General features: G+C 59.2%; 12 protein-coding genes. 3 read left to right on the plus strand and 9 right to left on the minus strand.

Going from position 1 to position 14012, the window contains the following annotated elements; genetic code table 11:
• Window positions 1-16 precede the first annotated feature (16 nt).
• Genes QRN85_RS06505 through mdcA form a run of 7 tightly spaced genes read right to left on the minus strand, consistent with a single transcriptional unit; the run spans window position 17 to window position 5980 of the window.
• On the minus strand, window positions 17-928 hold the full coding sequence (locus tag QRN85_RS06505; protein WP_284756742.1) for an ACP S-malonyltransferase: 912 nt from the start codon (window positions 926-928) through the stop codon (window positions 17-19).
• Entirely contained in the window at window positions 925-1791 is an 867-nt protein-coding gene (mdcB, locus tag QRN85_RS06510) for a triphosphoribosyl-dephospho-CoA synthase MdcB (RefSeq protein ID WP_284756740.1), read from the minus strand. The genes QRN85_RS06505 and mdcB overlap by 4 nt, the downstream gene beginning before the upstream one ends.
• Complete coding sequence (gene mdcG, locus QRN85_RS06515) at window positions 1788-2435, minus strand: malonate decarboxylase holo-[acyl-carrier-protein] synthase (RefSeq protein WP_284756738.1); 648 nt, start codon at window positions 2433-2435, stop codon at window positions 1788-1790. The genes mdcB and mdcG overlap by 4 nt, the downstream gene beginning before the upstream one ends.
• Window positions 2422-3135, minus strand: coding sequence for a biotin-independent malonate decarboxylase subunit gamma (gene mdcE / locus QRN85_RS06520; RefSeq protein ID WP_284756737.1), 714 nt, complete (start codon window positions 3133-3135; stop codon window positions 2422-2424). The genes mdcG and mdcE overlap by 14 nt, the downstream gene beginning before the upstream one ends.
• A complete protein-coding gene (locus tag QRN85_RS06525) occupies window positions 3132-4013 on the minus strand; it encodes a biotin-independent malonate decarboxylase subunit beta (RefSeq protein ID WP_284756735.1) in 882 nt (293 codons plus the stop codon). The genes mdcE and QRN85_RS06525 overlap by 4 nt, the downstream gene beginning before the upstream one ends.
• Window positions 4010-4339, minus strand: a complete 330-nt coding sequence (mdcC, locus tag QRN85_RS06530) for a malonate decarboxylase acyl carrier protein (RefSeq protein WP_284756733.1) — start codon at window positions 4337-4339, stop codon at window positions 4010-4012. The genes QRN85_RS06525 and mdcC overlap by 4 nt, the downstream gene beginning before the upstream one ends.
• 9 nt (window positions 4340-4348) lie before the next feature.
• Window positions 4349-5980: a malonate decarboxylase subunit alpha gene (mdcA, locus tag QRN85_RS06535; RefSeq protein WP_284756731.1), complete on the minus strand. Its 1632-nt coding sequence runs from the start codon at window positions 5978-5980 to the stop codon at window positions 4349-4351.
• Between the two features lie 195 nt (window positions 5981-6175).
• On the opposite strand from mdcA, the gene QRN85_RS06540 reads away from it, so the two are divergent.
• The 3 genes from QRN85_RS06540 to QRN85_RS06550 all read left to right on the plus strand — a co-directional run bounded on the left by QRN85_RS06540 (window position 6176) and on the right by QRN85_RS06550 (window position 10298).
• A complete protein-coding gene (locus QRN85_RS06540) occupies window positions 6176-7510 on the plus strand; it encodes an SLC13 family permease (RefSeq protein ID WP_284756729.1) in 1335 nt (444 codons plus the stop codon).
• A gap of 53 nt (window positions 7511-7563) precedes the next feature.
• On the plus strand, window positions 7564-9522 hold the full coding sequence (gene acs, locus QRN85_RS06545) for an acetate--CoA ligase (protein WP_284756727.1): 1959 nt from the start codon (window positions 7564-7566) through the stop codon (window positions 9520-9522).
• 110 nt (window positions 9523-9632) lie between these two features.
• Entirely contained in the window at window positions 9633-10298 is a 666-nt protein-coding gene (locus tag QRN85_RS06550; protein ID WP_284756725.1) for a GntR family transcriptional regulator, read from the plus strand.
• Window positions 10299-10307: 9 nt separating this feature from the next.
• Here the strand turns inward: QRN85_RS06550 and QRN85_RS06555 are convergent, their stop codons facing one another.
• Together QRN85_RS06555 and QRN85_RS06560 are read right to left on the minus strand one after the other, a co-directional pair.
• Complete coding sequence (locus tag QRN85_RS06555) at window positions 10308-12389, minus strand: ATP-binding protein (protein ID WP_284756723.1); 2082 nt, start codon at window positions 12387-12389, stop codon at window positions 10308-10310.
• Window positions 12355-13854, minus strand: coding sequence for an ATPase domain-containing protein (locus tag QRN85_RS06560; protein ID WP_284756721.1), 1500 nt, complete (start codon window positions 13852-13854; stop codon window positions 12355-12357). The genes QRN85_RS06555 and QRN85_RS06560 overlap by 35 nt, the downstream gene beginning before the upstream one ends.
• Window positions 13855-14012 lie beyond the last annotated feature (158 nt).

Here is a 14012-nt window from a genome sequence, read left to right on the forward strand (position 1 = left end):
GCAGCGCGAAGCGGTTTCAGCCCTCCTTGCGCAAAACCCATTCTGCGGCCGCATCGAGTGTCTTGAACTCGGTCATCGATCGCGAGGCGATGGAAGGGACGGCGTCTCTGGCCATTGCGGAAAGATCACCGCCGGGCAGAAGTTCAAGCAGTGTCGTGCAGCCCACTTCCTTGAGGCTTTCCATACAGCCACGCCAGTCGATGCATGTCTCCAGCTGGGCGGAAAGCCGCTGGATGGCGACTTCGCGAGAACGAACGGTTCCGCCATCGATACCGGCCAAGACCGGCGCGGTAGGGCTTTTGAAATCCGCCGCTTCCAATGCCTTTGCAAAGGCAGCGACGGCCGAATGCATCAAAGGCGTATGGGAAGCGATACGCACGGGAAGAGGTGTGACATGCGCGCCGCGTTGTTCGGCATCCCTTGCCGCGCCCGCGATATTGTCCAGAGGTCCAGCGACGACAAAGCGGTCCTCGCCGTTGCGAATTGCGATATGAACGGCGTTGCTGCTGCATATCGGCGACACACTCGTTTCCCGGGGGCCACGAATGGCGATCATGCCGGAAGGTGTCGGGCAAGCCGCGTCCATCAGAGATGCCCTCAGGCTTGCCAGGTGGATCAGGTCCCTCGCGCTGATCGACCCGGCGCATCCATATGCTGCCAGCTCACCGATACTGTAGCCGGCGAAGTAATCGGGCGCGGGAAGGGCGCGTCTGACAATCCGGAACGCCGCCAGTTCCACAGCGCAGATGACCGGTTGTGCAATGGCGTTCTCGTGCAGGCGCCCCTGCCTCACCACCTCGAAAATCGAGCTGCCCATCACCTCCTGAAATGCCACGAAAACATCGGTTGCCTCTGGCGCGTCGCGCAGGCGATCGATCATCTCCGGAGCCTGTGCGCTCTGACCGGGACATAGAATGCCGAGCGTCATTGGCCTGCCCTCACATCATGAAGGAAAATAGCGCATGAAAGAAGATCAGCCGCTCCTCCCGGTGAGATGCGGCGTTGAGAGAACGCCCGATTCAGCTCTGCGGCGCGGTCTATGGAGCCAGAGGCGAAGACGCCGCCGTCAGACAAAAATTCGCGTGCCTGCTGGTGCACGTAATCGAGTCCTTCACGTCCAGCCCGATGCAGGATGTTCGTGTCGTTCAGCACGGACATGAGCGTAAAGAATGTTTGCAACGCTGCCAAATTGCGGTCGCCTGACTGCTTCAACGCATTGTCGTATGTCGGTACAGCCACATGCCTCAGAACCGGGTATCCCAACGCCGCCTGCTCTCTGGCTCCGGGGCCACCATGTCGGGCAATCGCACGTGAGCCATTTGAGTCTACTGGCATGTCCGCCATTAGATCCTTGCCCCATAGCGTGGCGACGGTCATGCAGATTGCATCGGTATCAAGCGGCAAGCGGTTGGCTATATGATATCCAGCAGAGGCGGAAAGCAGTCCGAGATTGAAAATTGCTCCCCGGTGCGTGTTGATACCCGCCGTGGCTGTCAACATGCGTCTTTCGGCATCCATGCCCAGTTGCTTGAGGGTGATGAACCGGCTTTCAAACCCGCCTGCGGCAGCAATCTGGACGAAATAGGTCCTGAGCGAAAACAGGCTGCGCATGAAGGTGGCCATGCTCATATCGTCATGGGCACCGTTGTCGACCGGGCTGACGAGGCCGGGTTTCGGATAAAGCGACAGCTCGGTGTAGAGCGAACGGATCGCCATTCTGCCGAGCACCCGGCTGCTATCCCGCCGGACAATGCGCGGTTGCTCCGCAACTGGGTGAAGCACCGTGGTCATGCGGCACTCCTTGCAACGGACATGAGCGAAGAATATTCAACCAGTCTCGGCCCACCATGCTGTTTGATAAGGATCCGGCTGGGCCGCGCAGCGTATTCCCGCAGATTGACGCCCGAACCGTCTGTCAGCAGCAACTCCCCATCCAGTCGCGGCTTTCCAGCGATGTCGAGAAGCGACTGAACGGCTTCAAGGTAGCTTTCGGGAGTAGAGGTGGAAACGAGCAGATCGAGGTCAGAGCCAGCACGCAAATGGTTTTCGCCGGAAAGATGTGTCCATGCCAGAGACCCAAAGACGTAGAGACTGAGCCCGAACCGCACTGCTGTATTTGATACCAACCGAATGGTGTCCTGCCATTCATCCGGCGCACTGGTGGCGGCATCTTCGAGCGCGACAGGAGGCAAAACGCGATTGATGGCCTCTAGGGCCACGCAAAGTCCAAGTCTGCGTTTTTCTGGGGTCGAAAGACCGAGGCGAATTGTCGTCTCGTCGTCTCCTGCGGCGGAGGAAGCCACGATCAGGGGACGACCCGCATCAACCCAGTCAGGAAGCAGTTCACCCGCTGCGATACCGCAAGGAGAGAGGATCGCGTGTTCACGCCACGAGGATTTGAGCGTGACGAAGCGGTGCCTTTCAGGCCGCATCATGCCGCACCCGATGAGAAACGGAACGTGCCAGCGTCCGTCCCTTGCGTTCTTCTCCGTAGTTGCGGCGGGTATCGCTGCCGGGATCGGGGTTCTCTTCCAGCGCCTTAACCAATGCACTGGCGAGATCGCCGTTCCAGGTTTCACGCACTGCACCCATGGCGACGTAATTGGCAACGCCTGGAGCAAAGACCGCGCTGTCCTTCGACAATTCCTCCAGCCGCTCGACGGGAATTTTCGTCACACGCGACATGGCGGGCAGGTTCATCACCCTTACCTCGGCTTCCGGCAGCGCATAGCAGGCGTCCGCCAAAAGGCTGGACGATAGGAACCCGGCGCTGACGGCTTCTCCATAGACGAGGCCAATAATTTTATGGCCTCGACGTCTCGCCACATCGATACATTTGGCCAGGTGGGCTATATAGCCGTTCAGGCCCAGAAGCTCGTCACGGCGGCTCATTTTCTGACCGGCAGTATCCACCAGAAGCAGGATCGGGCTGCCCGGACGCTCCTTCATGATGCGAATGACCTCTGACGCCATGCGCATGGCCAGATCGATGCCGATATGCGCCTTTTCGCGCGTGCCGATGACCGATACCGGTTGTGAACCAGCCTTTGCAGTCCCCGCGAAGAAGAGACCCTCTGAGGAAATGTCGTGGCCTTGCGGAAACAGGCGGTCGAACAAAACTTCCGGCGTCATCATGCGCTTCTCCTTCCATCGACGGCCTGGTGGAATTCCTCCGTTGTCATCAGGGGAATCCTGTCCACATCGGCAATATCCAGTGCCGACCAGATATCGCTAGCATCCTGCACGTCGCCAAAACGGGCAAGGCGCGCAGAGAGTGCAGCGTGTTCCGCTTCAACGCCATCGAGATCGAGAGGTTTTGCCGTGCCGAGAAGGCCAATCGCTGCGTTTCTGAACGCATCCATGTCATCCGAAACGAGACCTGCGGTCTCGCCGAGGATATAGCGATGCTTGCCGCCAACCGTGCGCCAGACGAGAGCCTTGTCGGATGCATCGAATTCCTCCACGCCCATGGTGGTTTCGATGACTTCGGGCCCGGACAGGCCAAGCCGCCCCTCTTCCGACATGACTATCGATGAGCAAAGCCGCGATGCTATGCCCATGCCGCCAAAGACGCCGTAGCGTCCGCCGTCGAGAACGATGACGGGAATACCGGCGGCGCGCAGATTGAGAATGGCGCGCATGATTTCGGAAACGGCGATCAATCCCGCATTGGCCTCATGCAGCCGCACGCCGCCGGATTCCAGCAGCAGCAGAACCGCACTCGGCTTTTCGTCCAGTCCGCGCTCCAGAAGCCCGGTGATCTTGGCGCCATGCACCTCGCCCACCGCGCCGCCCATGAAGGCACCTTCCTGCGCGGCGATGAGGACGGGCTTGCCGTCCAGCAGTCCCTTGCCGACGGCCACGCCATCATCGAAGGCGGCGGGGGAGCCGAGGACCCGCAGATGCGGGCTTGTCATGCGGTCCTGCGGAGGAAGGAGTTCGATGAAACTGCCTGCGTCCAGCAGGCCGTCAATGCGCTCACGCGCTGTTGCTTCGTACCAGCTTCTGCTCATGATGTCGCCTCGCTGCTTTTGCCCGAATAGGCCTGGAGTGCCTGATCCAGCCGCAGTGCCACGACGGCGGGCGTTGCGCCTGCATCGTTGATCGACACTTTCACGTCGCCGATCTTCCAGCGGTCGAACACATCAGATAGCACCGCCTGCCAGATCGTTCCAAATCCAACCGCCGCAGTTTCCACTTCTACCCGGCATTTGCCAGCGAGATCGCCGGACTCGACGAGCACCTCGAGATTGCCGGAGCCGAGAACGCCGGACAGGATGGGCTTGTTGCGAGCTGCCAGAACAGTGCCGCCTGCAAATTCATATTCCAGTTTTTCCATCGTCGAACCTCACCAGTTCCGGAACCGTGCAGGGGGGCGATAAAGGCCACCCGATGCACGTACGAGATCTTTCATCGATTTGGCTGCCAGAAGATCGCGGCTTGCCAGCGATACATCGACGCCCAGATCGGCTGGCCGTTTGATGATGCCACGGTCCCGCAGATTTTCCACCATGCGCTTGTCGCGACCAAGGCCGACAGCCGTATAGCCCGCAACACCACGAATGGCCTGCTCCCGCTCCTCTGCCGTGCGGCACAGAAGCAGATTGGCAATGCCCTCTTCGGTGAGAATATGGGTTACATCGTCGCCGTAGATCATGACCGGCGGCAGGTCGAGACCAGCGGATTCGGCCAGTTTCCACGCGTCGAGCTTTTCCACGAAGGCCGGTGCCATATGTTCTCGGAAGGTTTCCACCATCTGGACGACGAGCTTGCGGCCGCGCGGCATAGTGCCAGTCGCGGCCTCTTCGCCTGCTTTCAGCCATGCTTTCGAGCCATGCCTGCGCCCTCTGGCATCCGATCCCATATTCGGGGCGCCACCAAATCCGGCAATACGGCCTAGCGTTGCCGTGGAACTGTTGCCATCGAGATCGATCTGCAGGGTGGAGCCAATGAACATGTCGCAGGCATAAAGGCCTGCCGTCTGGCTCAGCGCCCGGTTGGACCGCATCGAGCCATCGCGTCCGGTAAAGAACACGTCCGAGCGGGCGCGGATGTAACCCTCCATGCCCAGTTCCGAGCCGAAAGAATGCACGCTCTGGACAAAGCCTGCCTCGATGGCGGGAATGAGCGCCGGATGCGGATTGAGCGCCCAGTGGGTGGCGATCTTTCCCTTGAGGCCGAGACTTTCCGCATAGGTTGGCAGGATGAGCTCGATTGCTGCGGTATCGAAACCGATGCCGTGGTTGAGGCGCGTCACGCCATATTCGGCATAGATGCCTTTGATGGCCATCATCGCCATCAACACCTGAATTTCCGAAATCTGGGCCGGATCGCGCGTAAAGAGCGGCTCGATGTAGTGTGGCTTGGGGCTTTGCACGACGAAGTCGACCCAGTCGGTGGGAATGTCGACACGCGGCAGCACGTCAACGATCTCGTTGACCTGGGCGATCACGATGCCCTGTCGGAACGCTGTGGATTCGACGATAACAGGCGTGTCTTCAGTGTTGCCGCCGGTATAGAGGTTGCCGGCTCTATCCGCTGCCTGGGCGCAAACGAGGCTTACGCGCGGAGTAAGATCGGTAAAGTACCGACCGAACAGTTCGAGATAGGTATGGATCGCGCCGATACGGAGCTGACCGGCGCTCAAGAGCCTTGCAAGACGCGCCGCCTGCGGTCCCGAAAAGGAAAAATCCAGCTTGGATGCAATGCCCTTCTCGAACACGTCGAGGTGTTCCGGCAGCGCCAGAACCGATTGGACAATGTGCAGATCGTGAACCACTTGCGGATTCACATTTGCCAGAGCCTTTGCCAGGAAATCGGCCTGTTTCTGGTTGTTGCCTTCGATGCACAGCCGATCGCCCGGTTCAATCACGGCCTCCATGAGAGCAATGATCGCATCTGCTTTGACCACCTTGCCGTTTGAGAGCGGTGAAGCCCGTTCCAATCGGCTCGCGCGGTTTGTCGCAAGTTTAGTCCACATGAATGCGCCTCCACAGCATTTGCGCCCATATGTATTCCGCAGCTCAAATTTTATCAACGTATAAATTCATTATTGCCTATTCGCGTTTTTTGCGCATACATACCCCAATGGGTTGTGCGGGGACGCCGCACGGATGGCGAACGGCAAGAGGGTGCCGCTTCCACTCCGACCCACTGGCTTTCGGGAGGAGCTGTCATGTCATCAGAAGTCATTACTATACTCGGGCTCGTCGTCATGTTTATCGTGGCGACTGCCCTGCCGATCAACATGGGCGCGCTGGGTTTTGCCCTCTCGTTCATCATCGGCACGCTCGTCGTCGGCATGAGCGTCAAGCAGATTTTCGAAGGTTTTCCGGGTGACCTTTTCGTCACGCTTGTCGGTATCACCTATCTTTTCGCGATCGCGCAGAACAACGGTACGGTTGACTGGCTGGTTCGGGCCTGCGTTCGGGCCGTCAAGGGGCGCATATCGGCCATTCCGTGGGTCATGTTCTTCGTCTCGGCGCTTTTGACTGCAATTGGTGCTGTCAGCCCGGCGGCGGTTGCCATCATCGCCCCGATTGCCCTGCGCTTTTCGGCAAAATATGGCATCAATCCGCTTCTCATGGGCATCATGGTCATCCATGGCGCACAGGGCGGTGGCTTCTCTCCCATCAGCATTTATGGCGGCATCACCAATCAGGTGGTTCAGCGCGCTGGCCTGCCGGGTGACGAAACCGTTCTCTTCCTCGCCAGCCTCGGCTTTAACCTGCTGATTGCCATCGGCGCAGCCATGGTTCTGGGCAGGAAATCGAAAGCGGCTGCTGGCGCGAACGGTTCCGGCGACGTCTTCACACCGGGCGTATCCGTGGATGTGCGCGGCAGTGGCGGTCATATGGCGATCGATCCGCGCCAACGTGAATCGGAAATGACTGAGGTCACGACGAGCGGCAAGCTTGATCTGGAGCAGGCACTGACATTGACCGGTCTTGCCGCCTTGGCCATTCTGTCTCTGGCATTCAGCCTCAATGTCGGTCTGGTCGCCATGTGCGTCGCTGTCGTTCTGGCACTGGTTTGCCCACGCGGGCAGAAGGGCGCCGTCGACAAGATTGCATGGTCAACCGTGCTGTTGATCGCGGGTGTCATCACCTACATCTCGGTACTGGAGAAATCCGGCGCCATCACCTATGTCGGCAACTCCGTGTCCGCACTGGCCATGCCGCTCGTTGCTGCCCTTCTCCTGTGCTATATCGGCGGCATCGTCTCGGCCTTCGCCTCCTCGGTCGGCGTTATGGGGGCTATGATCCCGCTTGCGGTTCCCATGCTCATGCAGGGTGAAATCGGTACGCCGGGCATGATTGCGGCACTCGCCATTTCCGCCACCATCGTTGACGTTTCGCCCTTCTCGACCAACGGCGCTCTGGTTGTCGCCAACGCCCAGAATGTCGATCAGACGAAGTTCTTCAAGACGTTGCTTTACTACAGCGCATTTGTCGTCGCTGCGGGCCCGCTTCTCGCATGGCTCGTCTTCGTGGCTCCCGGCTGGCTTTGATGCCAGCCCGGATCGCACCCCTCAGTCAACGTCAACAGTAAAGCTGGATGCACATGTCCCAGAAACTATATCCGGTCCTGAAGTCCGCGAGACAACGCACGAAGATCGACAATGAGCGTTACCAGAGATGGTACGAGCAGAGTGTCGAGGATCCGGATGGGTTCTGGGGCAAGCACGGCAAGCGGATAGACTGGTTCAAGCCTTACACCAAGGTCAAGAATACGTCGTTCAAGGGCAAGGTGCCGATCAAGTGGTTCGAGGACGGCCTGACGAATGTCTCCTACAATTGCATCGACCGGCATCTGAAGACCCATGGCGAGCGCACGGCGATCATCTGGGAAGGCGACAACCCCTATATCGACAAGAAGATCACCTATAACCAGCTTTACGATGCGGTGTGTCGTCTGGCCAATGTGATGAAGAAGCACGGCGTCAAGAAGGGCGACCGGGTGACCATCTACATGCCGATGATCCCGGAAGCCACCTATGCGATGCTGGCCTGCGCACGCATCGGGGCGGTGCATTCCGTGGTCTTCGGCGGCTTTTCGCCGGATGCGCTGGCGGGTCGCATCGTCGATTGCGAATCCACCTTCGTCATCACCTGCGACGAGGGCGTGCGCGGCGGCAAGCCGATTGCGCTCAAGGAAAACACCGACAAGGCCATCCACATCGCCGCACGCCAGCATGTCATCGTCAACAAGGTGCTGGTGGTGCGCCGCACCGGCGGCAAGACCAACTGGGCGCCGGGCCGCGACCTCTGGTACCATCAGGAAGTCGCCTCGGTAAAACCCTATTGCGAACCGGCAAAGATGAAGGCGGAAGATCCGCTGTTCATCCTCTACACCTCAGGCTCCACCGGCAAGCCCAAGGGCGTGCTGCACACGACCGGCGGCTATCTGGTCTATGTGTCGATGACGCATGAATATGTCTTCGATTACAATGATGGCGATATCTACTGGTGCACCGCCGATGTCGGCTGGGTGACCGGCCATTCCTACATCGTCTACGGACCGCTCGCCAATTGCGCCACCACCGTCATGTTCGAGGGCGTGCCGAACTTTCCCGATCAGGGTCGCTTCTGGGAAGTCATCGACAAGCATCAGGTCAACATCTTCTACACCGCCCCAACGGCGCTGCGCTCGCTGATGGGCGCGGGCGACGAGTTCGTAAAGCGTTCCTCGCGCTCGTCCCTTCGCCTTCTCGGCACGGTGGGCGAGCCGATCAACCCGGAAGCCTGGGAGTGGTATTACCACGTGGTGGGCGAGGACAAGAGCCCGATTGTCGATACCTGGTGGCAGACGGAAACCGGCGGCATTCTGATCTCGCCACTGCCGGGGGCGACCGATCTCAAGCCCGGCTCGGCCACACGACCCTTCTTCGGCGTGCAGCCGCAACTGGTCGATGCCGAGGGCAAGGTGCTGGAAGGTGCAGCCGATGGCAATCTGTGCATTGTCGACAGCTGGCCGGGTCAGTCGCGCACGGTCTATGGCGATCACCAGCGCTTCGTCGAGACCTATTTCTCCACCTACAAGGGCAAGTACTTCACCGGCGATGGCTGCCGTCGCGATGAAGATGGCTATTACTGGATCACAGGGCGTGTGGATGACGTTCTCAATGTCTCGGGCCACAGGCTGGGCACGGCAGAAGTCGAATCGGCGCTGGTGTCGCACAATCTGGTCTCGGAGGCGGCCGTCGTCGGCTATCCGCATTCCATCAAGGGTCAGGGCATCTATTGCTATGTCACGCTGATGGCGGGGCAGGTGGGTGACGATGCGCTGCGGGCAGAACTCATCAAGCATGTGCGCAACGAAATCGGTCCTGTCGCCACGCCTGACAAGATCCAGTTCTCGCCCGGCCTTCCCAAGACGCGCTCGGGCAAGATCATGCGCCGCATTCTGCGCAAGATCGCCGAGGACGACTTCGGCGCGCTCGGCGATACCTCGACCCTCGCAGACCCAGCCGTCGTCGATGACCTCATCGAAAACAGGCAGAACAGGCAAGAAGCCGCGTGACAGGCGGATTTGGAACTTTAGCCGTCGCTTCAACGATGATACTGAACCTCGCGTGACACCAAGGCGCATTGTCTTGGTGTCACGGATATTCTGAAAGCGAGGAGAGCCCGATGACCACCGGAAGTTCGATCAGTGAGCATATTCGCGTCGTGCTGTCGGATGAGATTTCAACCGGTACAATCCGCCCCGGTTCTGTGCTGGACGAGGGGACGCTGAGCGCCCGGTTTTCGGCCTCTCGCACCCCGGTTCGTGAGGCCCTTCGGCAGCTCGAAGCCAGCGGGTTGGTGGAAATACGGCCGCGCAAAGGGGCCTTCGTCCTGCCACTGACCTTGCCGCGCCTCATGCAGATGTTTGAAGTAACAGCGGAGATCGAGGCCATGTGCGTAGGCCTTGCCACACACCGCATAACCGGGGTGGAGCGTGCCGAACTCCTCGACATTCACCAGAAGGCCTCGGTTGCCGCCCGTGAGGAAAACTTCGAGCAATATGATGAGCTCAATCTTGCTTTCCACGAACTGCTCTATCGCAGTGCCCATAATGATTTTCTGTTCGAGGAACTGATGCGGCTTCGCGGTCGGCTGCTGCCCTTCAGGCGCACCCAGTTACGCTATGCGCAGCGCCTGCATTCGTCCAACAACGAACACGAGGCCATCATCCGGGCGATGATGCAGGGCGATGCCGCACAGGCAAGCCTGATGATGCGCGAACATATGCTCAATGCCGGGGTTGCGCTGGCCCGCTTCATGCGGGCCACAGGCGATCTTGCGGCAGAATAGCGTTGCCGTTTACACGGTGTTGGAGCTCAACACCTTGGCGATTTCGCTGGCAAGTTGATCCTGCGTGTATGGCTTGCCCAGCCGGGTGATCTCAAGATCGGTGCCTTCGGGCAAGTCGGCATAACCGGTGGCGATCAGAATCGGCAAGCCGGGCAGCAACTCCCGCGCCTTTCGCGACAGCTCGGCGCCATTCATTCCGGGCATGGAAAAATCGGTGACCAGCAGGTCGAATGTCGGGTCCTGCGACAGAATATCGAGCGCCTGCATACCGGAATTCGCCTCGATCACATCGTGTCCGAGATCTTCCAGCATGTCGACGGAACTCATCGCAATCAGCGCATCGTCATCGACCATCAGGATTTTCAGGCGCTTGTCGCCGGAATTGTCAGGGAGCGGCGCTGCAGCCACCACGTGAGACTGCTCCGGCATTTTGTCACTGATCGGGATCCAGAGTTCAGCGGTCGTGCCGTCGCCTTTCACGCTGCGCAGAACCAGCGCGCCTTTCAGCTGGAGAGCAAGTCCGTGGATCATCGACAGGCCAAGGCCGGTGCCCTTGCCCAATTCCTTGGTCGAGAAAAACGGATCTATTGCCTTTCTCAGCGTTTCCGGGTCCATGCCGACACCCGTGTCTGAAACCGACAGCACGACATAGTCGCCTGCGGCAAGCTCTGGCGTGGCACGCGCATTGCTGTCCTTTCGCAGCCCAATGGAAATCGTGCCACCATCCGGCGTTGCGTCGCGGGCATTGACGACAAGATTGAGGAGCGCCAGTTCGATCTGGTTTGCATCGCCAAGTGCCAGGGGCATATCGGCCTCCAACGACCAATCCAGCACCAGTCCGGAGCCCACGGACCGCCGCAGCAGATCTTCCATACCCTCCACAAGTCTTGGCATGTCCACCGGCTTGACCTGCAGGTCCTGACGCCGGGCAAAGGCCAGAAGACGCTGGGTCAGCGATGCACCGCGCTTGGCGCCTTTCAGCGCCCCGTCAATCAGCCGCATTGCCCTGTCATCGCCCGCGGCATGTTTGGCCAAGAGTTCCAGGTTGCCCATGACCGCCATCAGCAGATTGTTGAAATCATGCGCGACACCCCCGGTCAACTGGCCGATTGCTTCCATCTTCAATGCTTGGCGAAGCTGTTCTTCGGCGCGCTGGCGATGTTCCATTTCCGCCATCATGGTTTCATGGGCCTTCAGCAATTCCGCCGTTCGCTCGGCAACCCTCAGCTCCAGCGTCTCGTTGATCAGGCGCTGTTTCTCCAGCACCTCCATCCGTTCCGTAATGTCAGCACAAACGCCTACCATCTTGACCGCGACGCCCTGTCTGTCGCGATAGAGCTTGGCGTTGATTGCGGCCCAGTGCAATGACCCGTCTTTCCAGACGATCCGGTGTTCAATCGCACATTCCCGGCCGCTGTCGATCGTGTCCTGAATGGCCGCCTGCATTCGCGCCCGGTCATCGGGGTGGACACCGGCAATAAGCAGATCGTAGTCGAAACGATCGTCAGATTCATAACCGAATATTGCTTTGCACCGTGCCGAACAGATCAAGGTCTTCGAAGCAAGCTCGAGCTCCCAGGAGCCCAGACGACCAGCGTTCAATGCTGTCTGCAACCATCGTTCCCCGTCGGCCAGAGCCTCGATCTGCAGGCGCGCATCGAACTGCCGCAGACGGTTTCGATAAGCCGTGCGCGACGCGCTGATGAAGGTCGTCGCGTGGAATGGTCGCTCCACGAAGCTCACATTTCCCAGGATTTCCGACAGGCGCAGTGCCGCCGGATTGCGCTCCGGGCCGCCGCCGCGATGGGTGAGCACGATAAAGGGGAGGTCCGACCATGCGGCCTGCGCACTGACCCATCCCGAAAGCGAGCGCAGATCGGCTGAACGCAAGGTTTCCTCCATCACGACGACGAAGGCAACGTCGTCGTTGAGGCTCCCGACCATCTCGGCGAGCGTTTCAACAGGTCTGGATGCTATCTGCGCTTCTTTCAGAAGGGCCGCGGCGATCTGGTAATCCCGGCCGGTGGGCGCGTAGACGATAGCCTGATGTCCGGGTTCAAAAATTTTCCGAACTCCTGTCCGAGAGCGCAAGTCCAGGTGGCTCTGTCAACACCGGCACACCGCGCAGCACGCCCTGAAAGCCGGAAACGGGTTCTCCGAGCGTCAGGCCGCGATCGTCGATCTTGTATTCGCGAATGGTGTCCTCGTGGTGCCCGGTGCGCTTCTTGATCACGGAGACGGCGCGTCTGACCCGTCCGGCCGCTTCGAAATAGCGCAGCAGAATCACCGTGTCGGCCAGGTAGGTGACGTCGACAGGCGATTTCATGTCGCCGACCAGTCCATGCTGGGCAACTGTCAGGAAGGTATTGGCCCCCTGGCGGTTCAGGAATTGCAGCAATTCGTGCATATGGAGGATCAAAGCGTTTTCTTCCGGCATGGATGCCTGGTAGCCATTGACGCTGTCGATCAGCACGGATTTCGCATCGTAGGTCGCAACTCTTTCGCGTACACGCTGCGCAAATTCGCCCGGCGACAACTCGGCGGCGTCAAGCTGTTCGATGTGGAGCAAGCCCTCGTCGCGCAGTTTCTGCAGATCGATGCCGATCTCGCGCATACGGTCGAAAAGAAGGCCAAGTTCTTCGTCGAAAACGAAGACGGCTGCCTTCTCGCCGCGCTTGATGGCGGCATCGATGAACTGAAAGCCAAAAATGCTCTTGCCGGTGCCTGCCGGGCCGATCAACAGCGTGCTGGATCCGCGATTGATGCCTCCGCCTAAGAGCCCGTCCAGTCTTTCGATACCGGTGCTTAAAATATCGCGCTTGAAGGATGTCTTGTGTTCAATCGCCCTCAATCTCGGGAAGACCGCAACGCCGCCCGTGCGAATGACGAAGTCATGGTAACCGCCACGATAAGCCTGTCCACGGTATTTGAGAATGCGAACCCTGCGGCGCTCTGAGCCATAATTGGGCGAAAGTTCCTCCAGATGGATAACGCCGTGGACGACGCTGTGGACCGTCTTGTCGAGCACATCGGCTGTCAGATCGTCCAGCAGGAGGACGGTAGCCCCGGATCTCGAAAAATAATGCTTCAGGGCGAGGATCTGACGGCGATAGCGCAGCGAGCTCTGGGCCAGCAGCCGGATTTCCGAAAGGCTGTCTATCACGACGCGGTCGGGCTTCACCCGTTCGAATGCACTGAAGATGAGCTTGGTGGTTTCCCCCAGTTCAAGATCGGAGGAGTAGAGAAGGCTTTGTTGCTGGTCGCTGTCCAGAAGGCTTTCCGGCGGCACCAGCTCGAAGATTTCGATGTTCTCATTGAGAACCATATTGTGGGACGCGGCGCTGTCGCGCAGCTCCTCTTCCGACTCCGAAAGGCTGATGTAGAGGCACTTTTCGCCCCGCATCGCACCTTCGATCAAAAACTGAAGAGAGACCGTCGTCTTGCCAGTTCCAGGAGAGCCCTCTAGCAGAAAGACATGGCGGCGGGACAGCCCGCCCGACAGGATATCATCGAGCCCTTCGACGCCGGTGGTTGCTTTACTCAAGATATCTCGCATATTTCTTCCTGGATTAACGCTTAAGGCTAGAGCCCGATACTGGAGATAACGGACGCATATTGTATATAACTAAACGATGAAATGGATTGTTGCGAGCGCTGTGTTCGCAAACCACAAATTTGACATTTCTCAAGTATCTTTCACAACTGTGGCAGGTA

It is taken from the genome of Agrobacterium sp. fls2-241-TYG-188a (assembly GCF_030209845.1).